Here is a 25,925-nt window from a genome sequence, read left to right as displayed (position 1 = left end):
ACCGGCCTTGAGCCGGTTTTATTTTTGGCTGCGTGGTTTCAGATTCGGTGCCAGTGCCAGCGTAATCAGTCCAAGTGCAATCGGTACTGTTGCGACAAAACCCAGATGCTTGAAACCCGCTGCACCCACTAAGGCACCACCAAAAAATGCGGCTACCAGCACGCTGCACAGACGTAGTTTTTCTATATTCACACCAGCCAGCTCCTGATCCGGCAACAGCTTTCTGACACGGCGCCAGTAAAGCAGTTTGCCCAGTTCTATGCCCAGATCGGTGACCAGGCCTGTCACATGAGTAGTGCGTATCTCTGCATTCGAAATTTTCGTGATCAGTGCATTTTGCAGGCCCATCAGATAGCACAGCAAGACGGTGGTCAGCGATACCGTGACCAGCGCATGGGTCTGTAACTCTGTGCCAGTCAGGCCGAACACCAATAGCAGCGCGGCTTCCAGCAGCAATACCGGCGTGTAGATATAGCGCATGCGGTGATCGCGTGCGAAGTGGATCATCATGGCAGTACTGGCCGCGCCTGCCGCGAAACTCAGTAACATGAATAAAGCTGCCAGTGCAGCCAGCCAGCGTCCCAGTACAAAATCATCCGCGGCTTCTGACAGCATGCCTGTCATGTGCGAGGTGTATTTGCCCACCGCCAGAAAACCACCTGCATTGATCGCACCAGCTATCGCAGCCAAAGCGATACCCAGATGCAGATTGGTTCTGGCGGTGCGTTTTGGTGAGGTGAGTGCAGACAGATAGTGAAGCGGCATAATCAGAGAGCGGCGTAGTGAGGGCAGCATGAAGCGGGCATAGGGGTGTCTCCGGGCATTGTACCTTGTGAGCAAGGGAAAGAGTGCCATGTGGATAGTACCAAATGGAGACCGCAAAAGGGGGACTGCAAAATGGAGACTGCAAAATGGAGAGTGCCATCCCGGCACTCTCCTTGCCTGTCGTTTACCTGCTAGTTATCAGGCGAGAGCTTCGCTGTTCAGCGCACTGGAAATTGGCGCGGATGCGGGTGCAACTGTGGGGGTATCCGGCGTCAGCTCAAACTGTTGCAGATACTCTGCGCTTAGTTTGCTTTCGATCGCCTGTTCTAATAATTGCCTTGGTGAGAGTGCGGTCTCATCGCGGTGCAGTATTACGTCTTTTCCCGGTACGTAATCAAGCCGAAACCCATATTGAGTCAGGCAGGCACAGATCCAGTCTTCCAGTATGGATGAAATATAGTGACGTTTCCCCATGGGAGACAGGAAGCTGATGCCTTGGGGACGTAACTGCTCCCACAAAGTGTCGACTCTGCTTGCCAGGTCAGGAAGATTGCGCAGACTCAGTTTGTGCGGGTCCATCCAGCTGCCGGCAAAGCGTTCACTGTTCTGGCTTTGCACGATATCTACGCCATATCGCTCCCAGCTGACTTCTTTAATTTCCTGTTGCGACCAGGACTGATACCAGGCATGTTCAGTAGCTGCCTCGCCGCCGGTCAGATGCAGACATTCCGCAAGTGGTGGCATACCAGGCTCTGAACCCGGACAAATTGCCTGTACCCGTTCTGCCAGTGTGGGATGGGTATCAAACTCTGTTTTGGCGGCATTTTCGCTGCGCTGTATCGTTTTGATCACTTCTGCACGCCGGATGCCAGGTTTGCAAAAGCGACGAAAGCCTTCGAAGATTGGGACTTTCGCGCCATGCTGCAACGCGTTGCCTAATTCATGATCAAGGTAGGCTGACCACATAGGATCAATCAGATGTACTTTTTCCAGTGCGGCACGGCTGGCAGTGGTGCCGAACTTCTGTGCCGCAAGCGCATCTGCTGCGAACTCCTGTGATCGGGAAATGCTGGCAGAAATGCGCAGAAACCATTTACCGTAACTCAGGAATAGCAAGTCCAGAAAAAAAATCGAATCATCCAGATCATAGACTGTGTTAGCGATGGACGCACGGGTCCGGTAAATCCATGGGCCCAGAGATAAGTCACCTCCGACGAAGTGTCCAAATTCATGCGCAATGACGGTGCTGAGTTCGCGCTCACTTAAACTTGACAATAAGGGCAGGCCTAAGCCGACTTCAAGTGAGCGGATCTGGCCTAACCAGTTTCTTTCAGGACTGATGTAAGCGGAGGCCGCAGCGATCAGTTGAATATTTACCTGGGCTTTCACCTCAAGCGATGCCGCGATGTTTTCCACCAGAGTATACAAGGCAGGTGCCTGCTCGCGCTGCAGCGGATGTACCTTGTTGGACTGCTGTTTTTTTTGCCAGCGTGGGCGTAATGCATAAGCCAGCGAGAATGCGGCAATGGCGGCGATTACGCCGGAAAAATTGAGTGAGCGAAAATGAATTTGTGTATACGGTATCCATAATAAACCAGCTATCAGACTCAGTGCGATCAGCCAGAATCCCAGCCAAAGAGCAACGATCAGAATAGCGCGGTAACGCAGATTTTTTTCTTGTGTTTGCATGATGATTATCCTTGCCAGTGTTGTGCTGCATAGCTGATGGCACCGTGCATCACGTCATTTTTGATGACTTGCTGGCGCAGCGACTGCTGTTCAGTTTTCGGTATACCTGGATGGAAAGAGCGCAGCAGCCGGGCGGCATTCCACAAATCCGGTTCGATGTCGTATTCATCCAGATTCATTGCTTCGCCACGGATATAGGCTTTGATTTTTTCGCGCTCAGGTTTGGCAAGGTTCAGTGCAATAGCCAGACGGTCTTCCAGTTGTTTTTTCTCACTCTGACTGGCTTTGACGAATAGTAAGTACAGCTGGTCACGCCCGAAATGCTGATTGAGTTGCTGTATGCTGAAATTCTGTACTATGCCCATCAATTTTTCAGGTTGCTCACGCAACGCTTTATACGATTTAAGAAGAAGTTCAGTTGCAGGATTTTTTGTTTGTGTTAACAAGCCGGTACGGGCCGATAAAACCTCCAGTGCTGCCGGGTCCTTGCGCAGTTGTTCCGGCAGTCTGCTGATAGCCAGACCGGTATCTTTGCCAAGCAATTGGTATATGCGTATCAATTGCGTAGCTGCACCGAACTTATCTTCATAGCTGTCACTGCTCAGATAGCGGTCGAGCATGGCCATTGCATCCTGAGGACGTTGCAAGGCTACTAGCATGAAAATCTCTTCGTCACCAAGATGCTGAGCATCAGGTTCTGAAAGCTGGTGTAACCGGGCAAGGTGGCGCAAACCCTGTTGGTAATCGCCATGTATATATTCACGCCATATCAGGCTACGCAGAATTGCCGTATGGTCTGGAAAGCGCCCATGCAGTTTCTGGATTGCGGTCAGCCCAGCCTTGCCCTGCAGTAGCGACGCATACAGATACTGCGCGTCAGGATTATCGGGACTGGCTTTCGCTTTTGCGTCATATTCGCTGAGCTGTTCGCGGTTCGCGCCCTGTTCGTTGCGCAGGTCTTGCAGTATGCGTTCCAGGCGCAGGTTTTCCGGCTGCTTTTTATGCGCCAGGCGGCTAAGCCGGATTGCTTCACTGAGGCTGGTCATACGGGCGGTATAGATTGCGGAAAGCGCATCGCTCTCCGTCCATTGATTCATCTTTGCAATTGCTTCTAATGTAGCAACCATCAATTGTTCACTACCATTTCCAAATGCATATCTGACACAGGCATGTGCTCCGTCGCCATCCTGAATCCGGATGACATCCAGTTGCTCTACGCTTTTACTTTCTGCGTGTTTGCTCATTTGTATGGATTGCGGTGGTTCGGTGAATGGATATTCAATATTCTCAAACTCTATAAACTGTTTGCCGCAATATACGACTTGGTTTCCAGCTGACTCCGCCTGAACCGGCTTCACCTTGTAGTAAGTGTGGGTGTTTTTAACCAGCGGTGCAGCACCTGCGATATTCCAGATACTGAGCTTATCACTGCTCTTTAATTCAATATCAAGACGGTCTATCACTTCCTGATTATTTGCTCTGGCGATTAATTGCAACTTGCCGGCAGGCAGAGTCAGTTGTTGGCGCTGACCTGCACCCAGCAGCACTGATTGTCCGGCCGCCTCTATCGTCAGCGTCTGATTAAAACCATTGAGCATGGTGATTTCCTGATGCTGACTTGCGTACTGACTGTGTATCGCACCTGCCATCACCATGACGACCAGACTGGCTGCCACGCCCCGTGTGTAGAGCCAGCCGGCCAATCCCAGCGGTGCGCGGGCATAGATTTGCCATTGGCGATCGCCCGTACTCTTGACCACATAGGCCCCCAGCGGTATCACTGGCACGACAAACAATACCGCCAGGGCGTGCATGGCGATATAGCTGTTGTCGGTGTCGGTTTCCGACTGGCCGATAAAGTTGAAGCCCAGCGAATAAAAGCTACCCAGTGCAGGCGTACCCTTGAGTGGCTTAGCGAATAGCCGGCGTTCACTGGTCAGTTGCTTCAACAGTTGCTGATGTTGCGGCAAGCGGCGTAGCAGACGTGCAATTACCAATGCCCGGTAAACTTTAAAGCTGTCGCCGCTGGCAATGGCACGGATAATTTTAGGGTCTGCGCAGAGTTCCTCGAGTTCGGGAATGCGCTGTAAAAGCTGAGCAGGATCTGAAATGGACATAAAGCTGATACAAAAGAAATAGGAAAAATACCCGCATGTTCAGTGCTGTTGATAATAAAAACGAAGCTTGTGGAGCAGTGAATTTCCGGTGCATGCAGGAGCTGATACCGACTTCCCCGATGAGTCAGAAGTTGAACCTAGATGCACATGCGGGCAAGCCGGTGAATGGCACTGTCCATCAATCATTCGCTGTATCGCAGGCTTGATTCGCTGAGGTGATAGTGCGGATGTCTGATACATTCATCAATTTTGATTGTTGATATACCAATTTTTATCATGTCTTTTCGTATTTTCAGACATTTATTTAAAAAAAATATACTTTTGAGCGAATTTGCAACAGAGTAAAACATCCTTGCTGCGGTTTCCAGCTTGGGTTGTCGGGCCGCCATGCAGGTGCGGAACCAAATAATTTTGGCTAAGGATGACTGTAATACCACTTTAAATTTGGCATGGCGCTATCTTTTCATTTTTAATATCAAAAAAATACTGTTAATGATGGATTGCTGAAATGTTGAGTTTTACACAGGGGCTGGTTTTATTTCAGTGTTGCCAGTGACTGAGGCACTTTTCTGCTTGTCACGGATTGGGAGTGCAGGCTGATCTCAGGTGAAAAATGATGGCGCCTGGATCGCCTCACTTTTTTTTCCTTAGCAGGCCTCATGCCGTAAATTGTGATCTGTGACTTAGAGTGATGTTGGGAAAAATAAACAGACCACTTTTGCTTAGGAAAAAATTTTTATTTAAAAATACTCTTTTAAAATATCAACTTAGCTTATTTATTTCACGCATATAATTAATACCAATAAGATGATAGGTAATACCACGTAGATACCGCTTGACAACCACTTTTGTGCTACTTAAAGTGAGACCCGTTTGAGCTTGATGTGAAATTATAAGAGGGCTAATACCTTGAATTTCATGCTGATATCAGACCGGAGTCTCCAGCGTTATTGTGATGGCGACTTCAGGCCAGAGTCTGAAAAACGTGTGCAGCGGCTTTCAGTCTGATCAGGCGAATTCTGTATTGATATCCAGTTAATTTTGTAGGCTGCTGGGTCTCAATATCAGCCCACTTCTGATTTGAGTGGCATTGAAGTGGATTTTCCTCGTTTGTTTGGCTGTGTTTTATGGTAGGTGAAAAAACGGTTTGCGGACACAAAGACTGCGAGCTGGAAATCTATTTAGAAAATCTTGGGGGAGTAAATGAAACGTAATTCAACACCTGGTTTGACGCCAATCGCGTCAGCAGTTGCACTGATGGTACTCAGTGCTTCCATGTCCGCGCAGGCGCAACAGGCCGATCAGTCCAAGGCGCAAGAAGTTGTGGTGACTGGTATACGCTCAGCTTTGCAAAGTGCGACAAATATTAAACGCAACGCCAATTCTGTGGTTGATGCCGTTTCTGCAGAAGATGTAGGTAAATTGCCGGACACTGACGTCGGTGAATCGCTGGGTCGTATTCCGGGCGTGTCGGTTGGTCGCGCATTTGGTCAGGGTGCCTCTGTTTCGGTGCGTGGCTCTGATCCACAAATGACTTACACCACACTGAATGGTCAGACAGTTGCTTCTACTGGCTGGTATGATCAGCAAACCATAGACCGCTCTTTCAACTACTCTTTGCTGCCATCCGAACTGATAGGCGGCATGGATGTGTACAAATCCTCCCAGGCTGATCTGACTGAAGGCGGTATCGGTGGTACCGTCATCGTCAAAACACGCAAGCCCCTCGATATGGCTGCAGGTTCTGCTTTTGTCGGCGCCAAATTGGGCAAAGGTACAGTCAGTGATGGTCTGAGCAAAGATCTGTCGGGTCTGTTCAGCTGGAAAAATGACGCTAACTCTTTTGGTATCCTGGTTGCTGCTGCTGGTGAAAACGGCGACTATATTCGCCGTGGTATCGAATCGGATTCGCGCTGGTCTGCCGACGTGGCACCGACTACTTTTGTTCAGGAGCGTAAGCGCACCGCGCTGAATCTGAGCGTACAGGCACGTCCGGTCAAGGGTCTCGATATCGGTTTGAATTATCTGAAATTGCAACTGGATGCAGATAACTCGAATACCAGCCATTACATTTTCCATGATCCTAACTGCACCAGCCGCAATGCTGCTGTGACCTCGGATTTCAATCCTAAAGGCGTTTGCTTAAGCAGTAACACCAGTGCGGCCAAAGCAACTGACGCTTTCCTGCAAACCTGGGCACGTACTGCGAAAATGAGTTCTGACAGCCTGACACTGAACGGTACGTTCAAGGGCGAAGGCTATAAAATCGATGCAGTAGCAGGTACGACTAAAGCGGATGGTGGTACGTCGATGACGACTAACTATTCTTATGGTTCCTGGACTGCCGGTGCCAATCTGCCGAAATGGACAGGTGGTGTGGATGCGACCGGTAAGCAAATTATCCTTACACCGGGATCGAACCAGTCTGTTGGTCTGGGCAATCTGCCAGCCAGCGCAGGTCCTGCAGGTTCATGGGCGACTTCACGCGGACCCAACTCCGACAAAGAAAACTTTGCTCAGGCAGATTTGTTGCTGAATCTGGATATGGGGGCGATTTCCTCGTTCAAGACCGGTTTCCGCGCTTCTCAGCATACCTTTGAAAAAGGCACAGACCGTGCTCAGTTCGCAGCGAAAGCGATAGAAGTGCCAACAGCTGGTTTGTACGATGGCACGATCGCGATGGGCACGAATGGCTGGTCATCTCCACGTCCTAACATCAGCGCGATGATGGCAAACACAACCCAGAACATCACTGGCTGGGTACGTGAACGTGGTGGTTACGGTGTACTGAAAGAAGACAACACTGCAGCTTACGGTATGTTCAATTTCGAAAAAGACCAATGGCATGGTAACTTCGGCGCGCGTTATGTACGCACTAAGGCAACTGCTGAAGGCTATAAGCTGGATGGTACTGCAGTGGCAGCTGGCGATATCGCACAGAATGCTGGCTGGGGCAAATCCATCATCAGCCAGTCTGCAGATTACAACGATATTTTGCCTAGTCTGAATGCTGCTTTTGATCTCAATAAAAACACTATCCTGCGTTTTACTGCTTCGCAAGCAATCACCCGTCCTAATTTCGATAACATGTTTATCGCAACCCAGACTGGTTTCCAGGATGGCGTGGCAGGTAATGAAACAGTGACTTACGGTAGCGTAGGCCTGAAGCCGATGAAATCCACACAGCTGGATTTGGGTGTTGAGTATTACTACGGTAAAGGTAACCTGATCTCTTTGATGTACTTCCACAAAGATATCAATAACTTCATCACCACCAACACTAAGATCAATCAAAGCATCGGTGTGGTCAGCCCTGACAGCGGTAAAGACAGCTGGACTGTGAACCAGTACGTCAATGCTGGCGGCGGTAAGATTGATGGTATCGAAGCACAGATCAACCATTCGTTTGATAATGGCTTCGGCGCAGTCGCTAACTACACACTGGCTAATGCAACTGCACCGGCTACCAGCTATCAGGATCAGCTGAATGTGTTCACTTTGTCTTCCAAGCACAATGTGAATCTGGTTGGTTACTGGGAAAATCCAACGTACTCAGCACGTCTGGCGTATAACTGGCGTTCTAAGTACATGGTTCGTGAAACTGGCTGGTACGGCAACCGTATGCACGATGCTTACGGCACGCTGGATCTGAGCCTGGGCTGGAACATCACTGACAAAGTACGTATCGCATTTGAAGCCACGAATCTGTTGAAAGCTGATGATGTGCAGTACGGTGCCGCAGGTGTGAACACAACGGTGAAAGATCCTTTGAAAGCCGGCTACCCAGCCTGGTCCTTCATGGGGGAGACTACCTATCGTGTCAGCGTCAGCGCGAAGTTCTGATCAGTGTGACTCTGAATGAAAATGCCCGGTGCAGACCGGGCATTTTTTTCGTCAGGGCAGAGTTTCAGTTGCTGACAGCACGCCAGAGTAAGGCTTCAGAAATCAAAGAAACTGTTTAAAGTTAACCTGCCTTGCAAAGGATTGCTGCTTAAGCTGATCGCGGGATTAATGCAGGCCGAGTGCAGCAGGCTGCCATGGTAGATTACCAGGCGGTTGAATTTGGCAGGAATCATGCCGAGGAAAGTGAATTCTGCACTGGAGTCATCAAAATAACGCTGGGCCGGACGTCTTGCATTGATTTCCTCGTAATACACATCGAGATAATGTTCGCGGTTGTCAGCATTGATTTGCTGTAGCCCGGTTGTATTGTGCCGGTAAAAGCCGGTACCACCATGTTTTTCGTCGCACAGATACAGCAGCACTGCCATGTGATGCGGGGTGCTCGCATCAAAGTGTGGAGTGCGCTGCAATGGTCCCAGTTCCGCGGCGGGTGTCGTCGTGAGTGAAAATGCGCAGATGCTTTTACGTAGGCCGAGCTCTTCCGGGATGGCAAAAAACTGCCTCATCACAGGCTCGAGAAATTCGGTCAGTACTTGCGAGTAGTCTTCCGGTGCCTGTGCGCGTATGCCGGGATAGCCTTTTTGTTGAGCGACGCCAGGGTAGATTTCAAATTGGCTTTGTGCTGCGATTTGCAGTAAGACTTCAGGTTGTTCCAGAAAATCATCGATGATCAGAGCCTGATGACCTGCGATGTCTACGCATTGAATATCGACCGGTTGGCGGAGTGTGAAGCGGGATTTTATGGACATGATGTAGATGTGAAATCGTAACTGTTATGCGTTTTTTAGGTCTGTTCAAGCATAGCATTTTCAGGATGGATTTGTCGTATGTGCTTGTGAATTTGTAATACCACATAGATACCGCTTGACATCCAGTTTCAGCAAAACTACAGTGCAATGATTTAGTTGATTTTCCTCACGATTTTGATGGCATATGAATGATTGCCTGAAAAAGTGGTCTTAGTCTGCCTGCGCTTAAAACCTTAAAAGCGCTTAACACCTGAAAAGCGTTTAACACAGAGGCACAGAGACACGGAGAAAGGCTTAAGAGAAAGGCGACGAGTGTGACTGAATCAGACTACTTCTCCTCGCTTCGCTTTTCTTTGCTTTTCTCTGCTTTTCCTCTGTGTCTCTGTGCCTCTGTGTTTAAAGGTTTTAAGGTGTAAAGGTGTAAAGGTTTTAAGGTGTAAAGGTTTTAAGGTTTCAAGATGTGAAGCATCCCAAATTTTCGATGGCTAAGTGCTGGAGTTCAAAGGCACGGGTATCGATCAGTTATTTTGTCTAAGAGGAGAGGTATGGATTTTTCAGATCGCCAGCAAGAGCCGGGTAAGAAGTTCCTGGGCATAGGGCTGGTAGTGGCATTTCACGCGGTATTGGTGTACGCACTGGCCAATGGCCTGGGCACCAAGCTCGTTGAAATCGTTCAAAAGCCCCTAGAAACAAAAATCGTGGAAGAGGTCAAACCGCCTCCGCCACCACCAGACACGCCACCACCGCCGCCGCCGAAACTGCTGGCTCCACCGCCACCATTCATTCCGCCGCCGGAAGTGCAGGTACAGCCACAGGTACAGCCACAGAACACTATTTCTGCTACGACCAGCCAGAAGCCGGAAAACCCAACTTTCACCAAGACAGCGCCACCAGCGCCGCCAGCGGCTGCAACCACGTCCACCGGCCCGGTCAGCGTGGCACCTGTGATCGACTTCAATGTGGGCGGTTGCAAACCGGAATACCCACGCGCTTCGCTGCGTAATGAAGAAACCGGTATCACCACCTTAGCCGTACTGATCGGCGCAGACGGTACCGTCGCCGACGTCAAGATCGAGAAGTCCAGTGGCTTCCGCGGTCTGGACAATGCGGTCCGTTCCCAGTTGTTGTCAGGTGCCTGCAAAAACAAACCAGGCACAGTGGATGGCAAGCCACAACAAAGCTGGGCCAAAGTCCAGTACGTCTGGAAGCTGGATTAAGCATTTAGTGCAAAGCGCATTGAGTAAAAAGCAGGTCTGTACCGTCCTGAAGTGATCATAAGGCGCATCAAAATAATACGTCGCAGATTAGCTTGAAAGTGTAAAAAATCAGTTAGGCAGTTGTTTACAACACGTTGAAAACAGGAGTGGGCAGGCATCATATCCGCTCCGCAATTTAAAGGAAGTCATCACAATGAAAACCCGTTTCTCCGCATTCCTGGCTGCCGCCGTTCTGGCCCTGACCGCAGCTGTTGCCGCTCCAGTCTTCGCAGAAGAAGCTTCTGCCACTGCAGCCTCCGCAGCACCAGCCACTTCCGCACCAGCCGCTGATGCTGCTGCGCCTGCTGCAGCCCCTGCTGCTGAAGCCGGCCCAGCCAAAGAGGTCATCGAAAACCCATACGGCCTGGACGCACTCTGGAAAACCGGTGACTTCGTCGCCAAAGGCACACTGATCATCATGGTCATCATGTCCATGGGTTCCTGGTACATCCTGATCACTAAAATCGTCGACCAGATCAAACTGTCTGGCCAGGCGACAGACGCCCGCGCTAAATTCTGGAAATCCGCTTCTGTGCAAGCAGGTGCGGCTTCCCTCAAAGAAGGCAGCCCATTCCGCTTCATCGCTGACTCCGGCATCAAAGCCACAGAGCACCATGAAGGCGCCCTGCTGGAACAAATCGACCTGAACACCTGGGTTTCCATGTCCATCCAGCGCGCAGTCGACAAAGTACAAAGCCGCCTGCAAGACGGCCTGGCCTTCCTGGCGACAGTCGGTTCTACTGCACCATTCGTTGGTCTGTTCGGTACTGTATGGGGTATTTACCACGCGCTGACAGCCATCGGTATGTCCGGTCAGGCATCGATCGACAAAGTAGCGGGTCCTGTGGGTGAAGCGCTGATCATGACCGCGATCGGTCTGGCAGTCGCGGTTCCAGCGGTTCTGGGCTACAACTTCCTGGTCCGCCGCAACAAGAGCGCGATGGAAGAAGTCCGCGCGTTCGCCGCTGACCTGCACTCTGTTGTCCTGTCCGGCAACATGAACAAAGTCGCGAAAAAAGCATAAGGTCCAACCCGGTCAACGGGGCAGACTGAGTTGTAGGAACATTCTGAAAAGCGTTAAAACCTAAAAGCGTTAAAACCTGTTTAACACAGAGGCACAGAGACACAGAGGAAAAGCAGAGAAAAGCAGAGAAAAGCAAAGCAAAGCGAAGAGCAGTCGTCTGATCATTCAGTATCTCTCTTAAGCCTTTCTCCGTGTCTCTGTGTCTCTGTGTTTAAAGGTTTAAAGGTTTAAAACCTAAAAGCGTTAAAACCTGTTTAACACAGAGGCACGGAGACACAGAGGAAAAGCAAAGCGAAGAAAAGTAGTCTGATCTGCTTTACGCTCTTCGCCCTTCTCTGTGCCTCTGTGTCTCTGTGTTTAATGGTTCAAAGGTTTAAAAGTTTAAAAGTTTAAAAATTTCCACACTCCAGTCTCCCCCGACCGGACATACTGAAAGAGAACAAAATGGCAATGGCAATCGGCAACGATGGTGACGGCGAAGACGAAGTCAACAGCACCATCAACACCACACCGCTGGTTGACGTCATGCTGGTGTTACTGATCATCTTCCTGATTACCGCCCCGGTAATCACAGACACGGTCAAACTCAAGCTCCCGGCAGAACGTAACCAGATCTACAAAACCAAACCGGAAAACATCACCGTCTCGATCAACAAAGACGGCGACGTGTACTGGAACGGCATGATGAAACCCCTGCCAGGCGGCACCGAAGACCTGTTCGACCGTCTCAAAGTGGAAGCCGTCAAAGTACCGCAACCGGAAGTGCACATCCGTGGCGACCAGAACGTCCGCTACGAATTTGTCGGTAAAACCATCCTGACCGCCCAGCGCGCCGGGATCGCCAAAGTGGGCTTCGTGATCGAACCCCCACCACGTAACTAAGAAAGGATCTGACATGGGAATGCAAGTAGGTTCAGGCAGCTCATCGGCTGATCCGGAAGTCATGATCGAAATGAACATGACCCCGCTGATCGACGTGATGCTGGTACTGATCATCATGCTCATCATCACCATCCCGATTCAGAATCACTCCGTGAATCTGAACATGCCAACCAACCAGGCCGCGCCGAAGAATCCGGTGGAACCAGTGGTGGTCAACATCGACGTCGACTTTGACGGCACCGTGTTGTGGAATGGTGTGGCAGTCGCTAACCGTAACGAACTCGAAGCCAAGCTGACCGAAGTGGCAAGCCAGCCGGATCAGCCGGAAGTGCATCTGCGTCCAAACGCCGTGGTACCGTACAAATCGGTAGCAGCGGTGATGGCCTCAGCCCAGCGCCTGGGCGTGACCAAGATCGGTATGGTTGGCAATGAGCAGTTTATGAAGTAAGGCCGAAGTAAGGCTGAAGTAAAAGCATTCAGGGAAGTCGCAGGCATCGCAGATGTCTGCGCTCAGTCGGGCGCTCAGGTACTTGTGTGCCAGGCTGATATATCTGTCTGGTATGCGGGTCTGGGCTTTGAAAACAGGTCTGATGCCAGTGGGCAGATTCAGACAGTAAAGGTAGCGCTGAATCAGGAAGTGGTGTGGTCGTTCCGTGGTATAGCTTGAGGCTGGGTAAGTCTTAGCGCGGCATGTTGTATGCAGAGGTATGTAAGTGTGTGGCGGCTAAGGTAGCTTAAATTGCTGCACATTGTTAAATACCACTTAAATACCTATTGACAACCACTAGCTATTACTTTTACAGTGAAGCTTATGATTTTAACAGAAACTATTTGAGTTGATTCAGGCTCGCGTCTGAGTCTGAATTAAGCTGCAAGTCCAACGTGCCCACATGAATTCAGAAGAATTAAAATCAGGAAATTCAGTTTCCTTATCTAAGGCTGCAGACGTCGCTGAGTCTGCTCAGGCCTATCGCTATATCGTTGGTGTCGATGGAGGTGGAACGGGCACGAGAGTCGTGTTATGTGATGCCGATGGCGAAGAGATTGCGCGTGGTGCGGCAGGGCCGTCTGGTCTGGCGCATGGTCGTGATAAGGCATGGCAGCAGATTCAGCTGGCTCTGCAGTCAGCATTCAGCGCTGCGGGCGTGGCGAATGTGGCATTGAGTGAGGTCGCGATAGGCTGTGGTTTGGCGGGTGTCAACAATGTGCACTGGGCAAACGAATTTATCGCACTGAATCCAGGCTTTGGCCGCATCGTGGTTGAGACTGATGCCTATACCACCCTGCTGGGTGCGCATGCTGGTGCAGCCGGTGTCGTGATTGCACTTGGGACTGGCAGTGTGGGCGAGATGTTAACGCAAGATGGTAAGCGGCGCGAAGTTGGCGGCTGGGGCTTTCCAGTGGGCGATGAAGCCAGTGGCGCCTGGCTGGGCTTTCAGGCCGTTAATTACGCTCAGCGCGTGATGGATGGACGTTTGCCTGCAGATGCTTTTTCGGCAGAGTTATTTGAGCATCTGGGCACTGATCAGGCTGCGATGTTCAACTGGCTTGCAGCCGCCAATCAAACCCGTTATGCCACGCTGGCTCCGGTCGTGATACGGCATGCGGCGGGCAGTCAGGTGGCCAGAGAAATGATGTTGCAGGCTGGGCGTGATGTGCAACAAATGGCCTTGGCACTCGACCCGCAACAGAGTTTGCCGGTCGCATTGAGCGGAGGTTTGGCGGAAATGATACTGCCATATATTCCTCAGCCTTTACAGCAAAGAATACAGGCACCGGTGGGTGGGTCTGCGCATGGCGCGATGCTGCTGATTAAGCGTCACCTCCAGCACACCATGCACACCATGCACAAGAACGCATAAAAACGCATAAAAACGAAAAGCAAAACAGGGGAGGCACATATGTCGTCACACATAATTGATTTCAAACCAGATAGCGAGAGTTCCACACCGCTTTATCTGCAACTGGCCAATAAACTGGCCAATGGCATACATAGTGGTTTATGGCAGCCGGATGAAGCCTTGCCCTCTGAGCGCATGCTTTCCGAAACACTGGAAATTTCCCGGGTAACGGCTCGTAAAGCCATAGACATGCTGTGTGAACGTGGTTTGCTGACGCGCAAACATGGTTCCGGCACCTATATCACGCCTAAGCTGGAGCAGCCTTTATCGCGTCTGACTAACTTCAGTGAAGAATTGCGTCAGCGTGGTTTTGTGCCTGGTTCTCGCTGGATTTCTCGTGATACCGGGGTCGCCTCGCCGGAAGAGATTTTATCTTTAGGTTTATCACCGAATACAGTGGTGTCGCGCCTTAAACGTTTGCGTACTGCGGACAATGTAGTGATGGCGATAGAGAGTACGACCATACCCGCCATGTACATGCCTAATCCTAAACTGGTGACCGACAGTTTGTACGGCTATCTGGAATCGCATAATGTGGCACCGACGCGCGCGCTGCAGCATATCCGTGCGGTGAATGCGACAGCAGAGCAGGCAAGGCTGGCAGATATCAAGCAAGGCGCGGCGATGTTATTTATCACCCGTGTTGCTTATCTGCCCAATGGTACGGCAATAGAATTATCGCATTCATACTGCCGCAGCGATTACTATGACTTCGTTGCGGAGTTGTTCAGATGAGTTTGCATCAAGGCTTACAAGGGAAAATCCTGACGCCGGAAGGCTGGGTGCAGGGGCGCATAGAATTTAGCGAAAAAATCGCCGCGATACACGCTGGTGAAAATACGGCAGATGCTGAGCAGCCTTATATCCTGCCTGGTTTTGTGGATCTGCATGTGCATGGTGCCGGTGGCAAAGACACGATGGAAGCCGGAGACGCGGTTTCCGTGATTGCGCGTCAGCATGCCAAGCATGGCACGACCAGTTTGCTGGCGACCACCATGACCGCGCCGCAGGCGGATATTGAAGCGGCCTTACACGCGATTCGTCCACTGGTGGATACGCGTCCTGCCAACTCAGCGCGGGTGTTGGGTGTGCATCTGGAAGGCCCGTATATCAATCCGGGTAAGCTGGGTGCGCAACCGGATTTCGCTGGTATCGGCTCCTTACAACAAGTCCAGCATTTGCATGCGATCGCGCCGATACGTTTGATCACGGTCGCGCCCGAAATGGATGGACATCTGCAACTGGTGCGCGAACTGACCGCAATGGGTATGCAGGTACAAATTGGTCACACCCTGGGTAGCTATGAAGATGGTGTGGCTGCATTGGAAAACGGTGCCAAAGGCTTTACCCATTTGTATAACGCGATGTCGCGACTCGATCATCGCGCTCCCGGCATGGTTGGCGCTGCGCTCGCCCATGCTGAATTTTCAGAAATTATTCCTGATCTGCTCCATGTACATCCGGGAGCGATCAAGGCAGCGCTGCGGGCAATTCCGCATTTGTATTGTGTGACCGATTCAACCGCAGCATCCGGTATGCCGGACGGGCAATACATGCTGGGTCGTCAGGTGGTGCATAAATGTCTGGGTGGTGTGCGTCTGGAAGATGGCACGCTGGCTGGCAGCACCCTGACGATGGATCAGGCTCTACGCAATCTGGTCAGTATCGGACTCACACTGGAAGATGCTTCCAAACGGGTTTCTACTTACGCCGCTGATTACCTCGGTTTATCTGAACGTGGCCGCCTGCGTGCGGGGGCGTTCGCCGACCTGGTTGTGCTGGATGCCAGCCTCAACCTTATTGCCGTGTATGTAGAAGGAGAAAAGATTGACCTCTCAGATGCTTAAAGAAGCCTGTGCTTCATCCGAACGCGTAGCTTACCAACTCACTCAGGAACGCCAGGCTTATGCCGATCTGGGCGCGCATCTGCGCGCGCATCCACCAGCCTCCGTGCTGACGGTGGCGCGCGGCAGTTCCGATCATGCCGCCAACTATGCGGCTTACCTGATCATGGCGCGTCTGGGCCGTCTGGTGACCTCATTGCCTATGTCGCTGGTGACGCTGAATAAAGCACCGCTGCATACCAAAGACACGCTCGCAATTGCGATTTCTCAGTCTGGCCAAAGCCCGGATGTGGTGGAGCCGATTTCGTATTTCCGCCAGGGTGGTGCCACTACGGTAGCGCTGGTCAATGATGCTGCATCGCCATTGGCGCAGGCGGCTGAATGGACTATGCCTTTGCATGCAGGTCCGGAACTCAGTGTGGCAGCGACTAAGAGTTTTATCACTTCCCTGGTCGCTGGTGCCCGACTGGCGGGCCACTGGCAGAATGATGCAGACTTCCTGAGCGCGATCGATGCCTTGCCGGAAGCCTTGCATGCTGCGACCCAGCTCGACTGGTCGGCTGCACTGGATGTACTGACACCGGCTCAGCGCATCATGGTGGTGGGACGTGGTATCAGCTTTCCGGTAGCGCTGGAATCTGCCTTGAAGTTCAAAGAAACCTCAGTGATACAGGCCGAAGCCTTCAGCGGTGCAGAAATCAAACATGGTCCTATGGCCTTGATACACGATGGCTATCCTTTGCTGATTTTCGCAACCCGTGGTGCGGCGCAGGAAGGCCTGATCCGTCTGGCGGAAGAAATGCGCGGACGCGGTGCCAATGTCTTACTGGCAGCACCTGACAATGTGGCAGAACGTAATCTGACACTGCCGACTGCGGCTACGCCGGATCTGGACCCTATCGTTGCGATTCAGGCTTTCTACGTCATGGCTGCGCATTTGTCGGTAGCACGTGGACTCAATCCAGATCAGCCACGCCATTTAAGCAAAGTCACTAAGACGAACTAAACAACAGCACCGCCATACTTGAATGTGCTTCGTGCTTTACTGCGTTCAGGACTACTGTGCCTGAGCGCAGCGAGAATTGCGCTGTTCCAGAAAAAAACAGAGACATCTTCAACGCCGTCCGGGATTTAGAAAGTCGTGACAGGAAAATGAAATATATGCGATTTTTAAATAGCTGGTGGCAGCATGCCTGTCGCATAGGCTGTCGGTCCCGGCTCCCGGCTGGTATGTTCTCAGTGCTCATGCTGGCTGGCTTGATGCTGGCATTGCCTGGCCCTGTTTTGGCTGCCCAGAAAATTGAATTCTGGACCATGAGCCTCAAGCCAAAATTCATTCCTTATTTTCAGGAGTTGGTACGCCAGTACGAAGCTAAGCATCCCGGCGTCAAAATCGAATGGGTGGACTTTCCCTGGGACATATTGCAGCTGAAACTGATCACTGCGATTGCGGCCGGAAGACCGCCTGCATTGGTCAATCTGAGTGTGCCCTGGGCCGAAGAAATGGCGCGCGATGGCTTGTTAGAGCCGGTCGATCAGTGGCTGGCGGTGCCTGGTAGGGCGCCCGATTATACCGATGCTGCACTGGCTGATTTACGTTTCAATGGAAAAGTATATGGCTTCCCGCATTATAGTAATGTGAATGTGATTGCCTATAACCGCAGCATCCTGGCCGCAACAGGACATGTCAAAGCGCCAGAAAATATGGATCAGTTGCTGGCCTTGGCAGTGATGATTTCTGCGCGTACCGGCAAGCCTGGTTATGCACCGGCCTTAGGAAAGATAGATGGCTTTCTGATGCAGCAGGGCTTAGCGCTGGTCAGCGATGGCAAGGCGGTCTTCAATTCGCCTGCGCATGTGAGCCTGATACGCAAGCTCGCTGCGACTTACAAAGCGGGTGGCCTGCTCAAAGATAAATTGTTTGCAGAAGATAATTTTCCAGCCGTGGTCGATGCCTATCTGGGCGGACGGCTTGGGTTGATGGTGAGTGCACCAACCGCGATCCGGCGCATACAGACCGATGCGCCTGAGATTTATGCGCAGACCGGGATATTCCCTGTGCCTGCCGGGCCAACCGGCATCAATGATGGTGGCTGGATGTTCCATTTCGCGATACCTAAAGGCGTCAAAAAATCCGAATTACCGACGATTGCAGAGTTCGCACGTTTTCTGACCGGCGAAAATAATCAGCTCGCCTTTGCCAAAATGGCGGGCGTAATGCCGACTACCAAACAGGCTCTGGCGCACCCGTATTTCCGTATCCTGCCCGAGCAAACCGGCGCGGCAGAGCAGGCGCTGAATGTGGCGGCCAACTCCATGAATTCTGCGCGTAGTCTGTATGTGGCTGGTATCGACGACTACGATGAGTTACGCCGTTTTCTGGTGAAAGCAGTGGAGGCCGGAGTGACCGGTAAACGTGATATTCAGGAAGCGCTGGATGAAGCGGTGCTGATCTGGAATCGCAAGTTACACAGGCGCGCGCACTCATGAATCCACAACGTCTGCTTGCCTGGCTGTTCGTGACACCGGCTTTGCTGTTACTGGCGGCCTTTTCATTCTGGCCCGTGCTGTATGGCTCGTATCTGAGTTTCACCGATTTCAGCCTGATGCGCGAAACCCATTGGGTCGGTTTGGATAATTATGTCGCGCTATTCAATAATGAAATGTTCCTGACCGGCTTGCGCAATTCCTTTGTGTTTTTGCTGGTCGTGCCTTGCACGCAGCTGGCTGCCATCCTGTTGGCGGTGCTGGTGAATAATCGCTTACCTGCGATACGCTGGTTCCGCGCCGCGTTTTATGTGCCGGTGGTGACCACCGTGTCAGTGGTCGGCATCATGTGGGGCTTTATGTTTCATGAACAGGGCGCACTCAACTATGTCTTGCTGCGCGCGCATCTGATCGCCGCACCTTTGGGCTGGTTGTCGGACGATGTGCTGGCTTTACTGTGCGTGATGTTTGTATCGTTCTGGCGTGGTCTGGGCTGGTATATGGTGATGTATCTGGCCGCACTGCAATCGCTGCCGGCAGAAGTCGAGGAAGCTGCCTTGCTTGATGGTGCGAACCGCTGGCAGCGTTTCTGGCACATTACTTTTCCTATGCTGCTGCCTACCGTCATGATCTGCAGCATCATGTGTGTACTGGCTGCACTGAAGGCCTATCAGGAGGTCGATGTGCTGACCCAGGGCGGCCCGATGAACTCCACCTTTACCGCGCTTTACTATGCGTATGACCAGGGCCTCAAGCATTTGAAACTGCCGCGTGGTCTGGCCGCCAGTTTTGTGGTATCGCTCAGCTGCATCGTGATTGCCGCTGTGTGTTTGCAATACCTGAGACCGAGGCAGCGCACATGAAACATGCACTTTTTTCGAACGCACGACTCCATTTGTTGCAGCGCGTGCTCAGTCCCTTGCTGCATTATCTGCTACTGACACTGATCGCAGTGATATGCGTTTTTCCGTTTTGGTGGACGCTGGTGGTGGCCTTGTCGACCAAGGGCAATACCTTCGCGTTTCCGCCAGCTTTCTGGCCGCAAGGCGTGGCACTGGATAACTTTGCCGAAGTATTCCGGGTTATACCGATACTGGCGTTTTACAAAAATTCCATCCTGATTACCTTGCTTACCGTGGCCGGTAAATTAGTTATTTGCTCTATGGCGGCGTATCCGCTGTCGCGCATGCAATTCCGTGGCCGCCGTCTGATTATCGGTGTGGTGTTGCTGACCATGGTGCTGCCTTCTGAAGTGAATTTTCTGGTCAACTTCATCAGCATGACCCGGCTCGGGCTGGTCGATACCTATACCGCTGTGGTCTTGCCGAATCTGGTTACCGCCGTGTCTATCCTGTTACTCAAGCAAGCCTTCGATGAAGTGCCGCAGGATTTGCTCGATGCGGCGCGGGTGGATGGCGCCAGCGAATGGACCGTATTTTTCCGCATTGTGTTGCCATTGATCGCGCCCTGGCTGGCGACGGTAGGCATATTGACCGCGGTCGAAGCCTGGAACGAATATATCTGGCCATCCATCGTGATCGCCAAGCCAGAAGATTTCCCCTTGTCGGCCGGCGTGCTGTATTTACGCGGCACGTATGGCAGCAGCACCAGGGTGATAGCAGCAGGAACCATTTTGACGGTCGCACCGATACTGGTGGCCTTTTTATTTACCCAGCGCTTTTTTATGCGCGGCATGGATGGAGCAGTGAAATGACGCAAGAAACCCCATTAGTAATGAGTATCGAAGAAGCACGTCGCCTGGCTGGTCAGCTGGTCATGATACGCATGCCGGGCACCCAGCTGGATGAGGCGGCCGCCGCTTTCCTGAAGCAGCACCATATCCGTGCCATCTGTCTGTTCCGTGGCAATATGACCGATGAACTGCAATTGAAAAAAATGACGGCCGATCTGCGTGCTGTCATGGGGCCGGAAGCATTGATCGCATTAGATCAGGAAGGTGGTGCTGTGGTGCGTTCGACCTGGGTGCCACAACCGCCTGCTGCGATGTCGCTGGGTGCGAGTGGTGACAAGGAATTATGTTATCAGGTAGGCGCTGCAGTTGCTCGCGGCGTCAAGGCACTGGGTTTTAACTGGAATTTTGCACCGGTGCTGGATCTGAACAATAACGTAGATAATCCCGTCATTTCTGAGCGCTCTTTCGGCTCCGATCCAGGCCGTGCGGCGGAGCTGGCACTGGCCTGGATGGATGGCAGTTTGTCGGAAGGTGTGGCGTGCTGCGTCAAACATTTCCCGGGACATGGCGACACCAATGTTGATTCGCATCGCGACTTACCTACCGTCGATAAAACACTGGAAGAATTGCAGGCACTGGAGCTGGCGCCATTCCAAATCGCCGTCAGTCGCAAGGCACCTGCCATGATGACAGCACACATCGTGTATCCGGCGCTGGACGCCGACAATCCGGCCACCATGTCAGAAGCGATTTTGACCGGGCTGCTGCGCAAGCAATGGAATTACCAGGGCGTAGTGATCACCGATGGTATGGATATGCATGCGATTGCAGGACGCTATGGTGTCGGCAAGGCGGCAGTCAAAGCCTTGCTGGCTGGTGCGGATCTGGTGATGGCACTGGGCACCACAGAAACTCAGTTAGAAACCCTGGAAGCACTGACGCAGGTCATTGCGAGCGGTCAGATTACAGCGGCAGAGATAGAACAAAGGCTGGCGCGGGTACGTCAGCTGACCACGGCTTATCCTTGTCAGCAAAGCGCGTATCAGACTGAACTGGCTGACCGCATTTTGATGTCGTCTGCCTGGAAACGCGGACTTACCGCTTGCGGCAATCCGGTCGCACCAGCCAAGGGCAGCAAGCTGCGTCTGGTTATCAGTGCCGATGTGGTCAGCGACGGTGTGTCGGAAGCGGGCATACCGGCAGAAAAAGTCACGGCCATGTTAAGCAGTCTGTACGACGTTGAGACGGTGACCTTTGACAATGCCGATAGCTTCCGCTGGGATGATTTGCCGCAAGATGGGCGCTATGTGATTCTGGCCTCAACGGTACGCATACGCTATAGCCAGCAAGTCAGGGATAGCTGGAAACCCGACCTGCATCTGGTGCTGTGGAATCCTTTCCAGATGCTCGATATCGATGCACCTGCTTTGCTGACTTATGGCTTTGCCGCACCGGCGGTTGACGCGGCACGCGCCTGGCTGGCGGGTGAAGTGCGGGCGGAAGGAAAAATTCCTGTGAGCGGATTTCAGTAAATCCAAAGCCCAGCGCAGCGGATAAAGCAATACCAATATTCAGATAAGCACATTAAGGCAGAGGCAGAGACAGCGATGGCGGAAGTCAGCTTGCACCAAGTTCGTAAATCCTATGGATCGCAGACGGTACTGCAGGATATCAATCTGCATATCCGCGATGGCGAATTCATGGTCTTTGTCGGCCCTTCGGGTTGTGGCAAATCGACCTTGCTGCGCATGATCGCCGGACTGGAAGAAATCACCGATGGCGAATTGCAGATCGCCGGTGTGCGCGCCAATGAAACGCCACCGGCGCAACGTGGTCTGGCGATGGTGTTTCAGTCATATGCGCTGTATCCGCATATGACGGTGTTTGAAAACATGGCCTTTGCCCTGAGCCTCACACGTATGGCGAAAGCGGAGATACGCAAGGCGGTACAGCAGGCGGCTGAAAAACTACAGATCAGCCATCTGTTAGATCGCAAACCGAAAGACTTATCCGGTGGGCAGAGGCAGCGGGTGGCGATAGGGCGTGCCATCGTGCGTCAGCCGCAATTATTTTTGCTGGATGAGCCTTTGTCGAATCTGGATGCGAGTCTGCGGGTGCAGACCCGCATAGAGTTAAGCCGTTTGCATCAGGAGTTACAGTCGACCATGATCTATGTGACGCATGATCAGGTTGAGGCCATGACGCTGGGGCAGCGCATTGCGGTCTTTCATGCAGGCGGTATCGCTCAGGTAGGGACGCCTATGGAGTTGTATCACCAGCCCGCCACGCAGTTTGTGGCGGGATTTTTGGGTTCGCCAAAAATGAATTTCTTCCAGCTGCGTTTACTGGAAGTACAGCCAGCTGCTTTGCGCCTGAGTTTGCCCGGACTGGCGGATTTCTCTATACCAGTGACTAGTACCGCTCTGCCGCCAGCGCAGCTGCAGCCGGGAGCACCGTGGACGCTGGGCGTGCGTGCCGAACACTGGCAGCTAAACAGCGCACAATCCGCCGCAGCGGAAGGATACAGCGCCAGTTTCACAATGCAGCTGGGCTTTGTTGAGCAGCTGGGGGACAGCAATGTCTTATATCTGTCCGCTGCCGGCCAGGACGGTATGTTTGCGATGCGTGTATCCGCGGCTGCAGCCTTACCCACACCGGGCCAGAGCGTACAGGTCAGCCTGAATCTCGCACATTGCCATTTGTTTGATGCAGATGGACAGGCTGTACAGCGCAGCCAGTCAGTGCAGCCAGCCTGCTGATGGCGCAGTTAGCTATGCAGCGTCAGCAGACGGTTGACGTATTTCGCGCACTGACTATCGTGCTCATGATAGTGGTCAATGACCTGGCCGGAGTGACTGGTATACCGGGCTGGATGCAGCATGCTGCGGCAGATGCTGGCTACATGACTTTAGCGGATCTGGTGTTCCCGGCTTTCTTATACATCGTCGGTATGTCGGCTTATCTGAGCCAGTCAGTCAGTGCAGCGAAAAGCTCGCGCTGGCGGCGCACAGTGCAAACCACACGGCGTTCTGCGGTGCTGGTGCTGCTCGGCGTTTTAATGGTGAATGCCGACAGTGGCTACGATGCGAGTCTGATGTGGCTGCCCATCCATTTGTGGAACGTATTGCTGTATCTGGCGATCGCGGGTATCTGGCTGGACTGGCCAGCGCTGAGTGGCAGACCGCGTGTGCTCATGCGCAGCGCAGCCGTTTTACTGTTGCTGCTATTGTGTGCCAGCTATGTGGGGCAGGGCGGCAGCACGATCTTAAGGCCACAATGGTGGGGCATACTTGGGCTGATAGGATGGGCTGCGTGGCTCGCGAATCTGGCGCTGATCTGGCTGAGCCGGCGTGGACTTTATCTGGCACTGTTGGCGCTTATTTGCAGTGTGCTGTGGGCTATGCTCACAAGCTGGCTGCCGCTTGGATCTGCCGTACTGGAACAGGCGAACCTGCTCACGCATACCCAAATCGTGTTGATGGGCGCGGCCAGCGCAGCCTGGCTGATACGCTTGCCTGCAGCTGCAGCTGCAACTGCGCGTACGAAGGGTGCATTGACGTTGCAGGCAATCGCGCTTGTTTTGATGGTGATTATCACCTGCCACTATTTCCCGGTTTCTAAAATTCATGCCACGCCATCCTGGGGCTGGATATCGGTTGCAGCTTGCTGGCTGGCTTATCTGGGTCTGGAGCGCGCCATCAAGCTCGACTGGCTGGCCCGTCCTGTTGCTTTGCTTCTGCCTGCAGCGCGGCATTCGCTATTGCTGTATTTACTGCCTTACTTAGGCTTCCATTTGTTGCGTGCATTGGGTGGCGGCTGGCCGCAGTGGTGCCTGCAAGGCGAAGTGGCCATGCTGATCACGCTGGGATATATGACGCTGTTATTTGTGATCGTGGCACAGCTGGATAAACGTGGCTGGCAATTGCGGATCTGAATGGCACTTTGCCAGAACGCTGCTCAGCCTGTGTTAGCAAGCTGAGCAGGGTAGGAGGAAATGCAGGCTTATGCGGTGACTTGTTCAGCCGCGGCAGGTGCAGCTGGCTGTTCTTTTTCCTGCTCGGGAATACGTACAAAGCGGGTCAGTATCAGGACCGGGATAGCGGAGATCAGTACCCAGATAAAGAAGCTCTTATAGCCCAGCGCCATTTGTATGTCACCGCTGATCATCTTGAAAAATACCGCACCCAGCTGCATCACGCCGGTACCCAGCGCGTAATGCGCAGTCTGGTATTTGCCTACCGCCACCACTTGCATGATGAACAGGATCAGGCCGACAAAGCCAAAGCCATAACCAAACATTTCGAAACTCAGCGCCGTTGCGATCACCGCCATATTGTCCGGCATTTGCGAACTCAAAAAGAAAAACACCAGATTCGGCACATTCATAGCAATGATCAGCCACGGCAGCGCACGACGCAAGCCCAGCCAGGATGTGAAGTAGCCTCCCAATATGCTACCTGCCAAAAATGCGATGGTACCTGCGCTGCCATAGACCAGACCGACCTGATCGGTAGTCAGTCCCAGTCCACCCAGCTCTTTGCTGTCGCGCAGGAACAGCGGGCCTATGGTCTGTATCTGACCTTCACCGGCACGGAACAGAATAATGAAAGTGATGGCCAGCCAGATGCCAGGTTTTTTGAAAAAATCGATGATCACATCCACCAGTGTGCTGAATACGGTTTGCATGGATTCGCCAGTCTGTACATTGCGCGTGCCTGGCAAGGCCCAGCTGTGATAAATCCCGAGTGCAATCAGCATCACGCCGAGTATGCCAAAGATGATCATCCAGGCATTATGCGCACTCATTTGTTTTTCCAGATGCCCGGCCAGGATCACCAGACCACCGAGCGAGATGAATTTGGCTGCATTGAAAAAAGCACCTTGCCAGCCGGCGTAGGCGGCCTGTTGTTTGTGGCTCAGGGTTGAGATATACAGCCCGTCAGCCGCAATATCATGGGTGGCAGAGGCGATTGCGACGATCGCCAGCAAGGCGATACTGACCGCGAAATACATAGGTAACTGCAGCGATAAGGCCACCAGCACCAGACTGACGCCACCAATGCATTGAAACAGCACCACGATCAGCTTCTTGCTACTGGCGGCTTCCAGGAAGGGGCTCCATAAGCACTTAAAGACCCAGGCAAAACCGATCAGGCCAGTCCAGCGTGCAATCTGGTCATTCGGTACGCCCAGACTTTTATACATCAGGCCTGCGACCAGCGCCACCGCGTAATAGGGCAGACCTTCTGCCAGATAAAGCGTGGGCACCCAACGCATGGGATGGATAGATTTTGTCTCTGCTGTTGTTGTCATGGAGCTGTCTCTAAAAATAATCGGAACTCACGCTGCCCGGCGTCATGTCTGCTGGTCCGCTCATCTCAGTGAGCGTGGAATGAGGATGGAAATGCAGAACATACTAGTCAGTGCTGGACTGGTCAACTGGTTTTATATTTGCAATGCCACTTAAGTGCCAGTAGAATATTCCGCATCTCTTGATGCTGATCCCGAATTGTTGTCAGTGCCCCGAATTAATGCGTTATTGAGCGCACCGCCGGTTTTTTTGCGATCTTCTGCGGCGTGTTGCTAAGCTGCGAAAATCTGGGCGAAAACAGTAA

20 protein-coding genes are annotated in these 25,925 nt (G+C 52.4%); 15 read left to right on the top strand and 5 right to left on the bottom strand.

The window, feature by feature from the left end; genetic code table 11:
* Positions 1-18: 18 nt before the first annotated feature.
* The 3 genes from H8K43_RS09305 to H8K43_RS09295 form a co-directional block, all read right to left on the bottom strand.
* The gene (locus tag H8K43_RS09305; RefSeq protein WP_329604503.1) at positions 19-795 is read right to left on the bottom strand and encodes a YoaK family protein; all 777 of its coding nucleotides are present in this window, start codon (positions 793-795) and stop codon (positions 19-21) included.
* A 168-nt stretch (positions 796-963) separates the two neighbouring features.
* Positions 964-2,454, bottom strand: coding sequence for a M48 family metallopeptidase (locus H8K43_RS09300; RefSeq protein WP_186903571.1), 1,491 nt, complete (start codon positions 2,452-2,454; stop codon positions 964-966).
* A gap of 5 nt (positions 2,455-2,459) precedes the next feature.
* On the bottom strand, positions 2,460-4,571 hold the full coding sequence (locus H8K43_RS09295) for a tetratricopeptide repeat protein (protein WP_186903570.1): 2,112 nt from the start codon (positions 4,569-4,571) through the stop codon (positions 2,460-2,462).
* Positions 4,572-5,774: 1,203 nt separating this feature from the next.
* On the opposite strand from H8K43_RS09295, the gene H8K43_RS09290 reads away from it, so the two are divergent.
* Entirely contained in the window at positions 5,775-8,414 is a 2,640-nt protein-coding gene (locus H8K43_RS09290; protein WP_186903569.1) for a TonB-dependent receptor, read from the top strand.
* A gap of 95 nt (positions 8,415-8,509) precedes the next feature.
* Here H8K43_RS09290 and H8K43_RS09285 read toward each other — a convergent pair whose 3' ends face one another.
* Positions 8,510-9,223, bottom strand: coding sequence for a DUF6445 family protein (locus tag H8K43_RS09285; RefSeq protein ID WP_222610999.1), 714 nt, complete (start codon positions 9,221-9,223; stop codon positions 8,510-8,512).
* Between the two features lie 545 nt (positions 9,224-9,768).
* On the opposite strand from H8K43_RS09285, the gene H8K43_RS09280 reads away from it, so the two are divergent.
* The 14 genes from H8K43_RS09280 to H8K43_RS09215 all read left to right on the top strand — a co-directional run bounded on the left by H8K43_RS09280 (position 9,769) and on the right by H8K43_RS09215 (position 24,244).
* Entirely contained in the window at positions 9,769-10,440 is a 672-nt protein-coding gene (locus H8K43_RS09280) for an energy transducer TonB (RefSeq protein ID WP_186903568.1), read from the top strand.
* Positions 10,441-10,633: 193 nt separating this feature from the next.
* Entirely contained in the window at positions 10,634-11,503 is an 870-nt protein-coding gene (locus H8K43_RS09275) for a MotA/TolQ/ExbB proton channel family protein (RefSeq protein WP_186903567.1), read from the top strand.
* 444 nt (positions 11,504-11,947) lie between these two features.
* On the top strand, positions 11,948-12,385 hold the full coding sequence (locus tag H8K43_RS09270) for an ExbD/TolR family protein (protein WP_162021926.1): 438 nt from the start codon (positions 11,948-11,950) through the stop codon (positions 12,383-12,385).
* Positions 12,386-12,398: 13 nt separating this feature from the next.
* Positions 12,399-12,833 carry an ExbD/TolR family protein gene (locus H8K43_RS09265; RefSeq protein WP_186903566.1) on the top strand — a complete coding sequence of 145 codons (435 nt, stop codon included), beginning with the start codon at positions 12,399-12,401 and terminating at the stop codon, positions 12,831-12,833.
* 442 nt (positions 12,834-13,275) lie between these two features.
* Entirely contained in the window at positions 13,276-14,247 is a 972-nt protein-coding gene (locus H8K43_RS09260; protein WP_186903565.1) for a glucosamine kinase nucleotide-binding domain-containing protein, read from the top strand.
* Positions 14,248-14,286: 39 nt separating this feature from the next.
* The gene (locus tag H8K43_RS09255) at positions 14,287-15,021 is read left to right on the top strand and encodes a GntR family transcriptional regulator (RefSeq protein WP_186903564.1); all 735 of its coding nucleotides are present in this window, start codon (positions 14,287-14,289) and stop codon (positions 15,019-15,021) included.
* Positions 15,018-16,133, top strand: coding sequence for an N-acetylglucosamine-6-phosphate deacetylase (nagA, locus tag H8K43_RS09250; RefSeq protein WP_186903563.1), 1,116 nt, complete (start codon positions 15,018-15,020; stop codon positions 16,131-16,133). The genes H8K43_RS09255 and nagA overlap by 4 nt, the downstream gene beginning before the upstream one ends.
* Positions 16,126-17,136 (top strand): SIS domain-containing protein, encoded by a 1,011-nt coding sequence (locus tag H8K43_RS09245; RefSeq protein WP_162021291.1) that lies wholly within the window; start codon positions 16,126-16,128, stop codon positions 17,134-17,136. The genes nagA and H8K43_RS09245 overlap by 8 nt, the downstream gene beginning before the upstream one ends.
* Positions 17,137-17,291: 155 nt before the next feature.
* Positions 17,292-18,620: an ABC transporter substrate-binding protein gene (locus H8K43_RS09240; RefSeq protein ID WP_230403797.1), complete on the top strand. Its 1,329-nt coding sequence runs from the start codon at positions 17,292-17,294 to the stop codon at positions 18,618-18,620.
* Positions 18,617-19,480, top strand: a complete 864-nt coding sequence (locus tag H8K43_RS09235; protein WP_186903562.1) for a carbohydrate ABC transporter permease — start codon at positions 18,617-18,619, stop codon at positions 19,478-19,480. The genes H8K43_RS09240 and H8K43_RS09235 overlap by 4 nt, the downstream gene beginning before the upstream one ends.
* A complete protein-coding gene (locus H8K43_RS09230; RefSeq protein ID WP_186903561.1) occupies positions 19,477-20,331 on the top strand; it encodes a carbohydrate ABC transporter permease in 855 nt (284 codons plus the stop codon). Before H8K43_RS09235 ends, H8K43_RS09230 begins: the two co-directional genes overlap by 4 nt.
* On the top strand, positions 20,328-21,842 hold the full coding sequence (nagZ, locus tag H8K43_RS09225; protein ID WP_230403795.1) for a beta-N-acetylhexosaminidase: 1,515 nt from the start codon (positions 20,328-20,330) through the stop codon (positions 21,840-21,842). The genes H8K43_RS09230 and nagZ overlap by 4 nt, the downstream gene beginning before the upstream one ends.
* Positions 21,843-21,917: 75 nt before the next feature.
* The gene (locus H8K43_RS09220; protein WP_186903560.1) at positions 21,918-23,069 is read left to right on the top strand and encodes an ABC transporter ATP-binding protein; all 1,152 of its coding nucleotides are present in this window, start codon (positions 21,918-21,920) and stop codon (positions 23,067-23,069) included.
* Positions 23,069-24,244 carry a heparan-alpha-glucosaminide N-acetyltransferase domain-containing protein gene (locus H8K43_RS09215; protein ID WP_186903559.1) on the top strand — a complete coding sequence of 392 codons (1,176 nt, stop codon included), beginning with the start codon at positions 23,069-23,071 and terminating at the stop codon, positions 24,242-24,244. The genes H8K43_RS09220 and H8K43_RS09215 overlap by 1 nt, the downstream gene beginning before the upstream one ends.
* Positions 24,245-24,312: 68 nt before the next feature.
* Here H8K43_RS09215 and H8K43_RS09210 read toward each other — a convergent pair whose 3' ends face one another.
* Complete coding sequence (locus H8K43_RS09210; RefSeq protein WP_186903558.1) at positions 24,313-25,623, bottom strand: MFS transporter; 1,311 nt, start codon at positions 25,621-25,623, stop codon at positions 24,313-24,315.
* Between the last annotated feature and the right edge of the window lie 302 nt (positions 25,624-25,925).

The sequence above is a fragment of the Cognatundibacterium curvum genome (assembly GCF_014284235.1).
In the GTDB taxonomy this organism is placed as follows: domain Bacteria; phylum Pseudomonadota; class Gammaproteobacteria; order Burkholderiales; family Burkholderiaceae_D; genus Undibacterium; species Undibacterium curvum.
The sequence above is the reverse complement of the archived record's forward strand: the minus strand, read 5'-3'. Positions and strand labels throughout refer to the sequence as shown.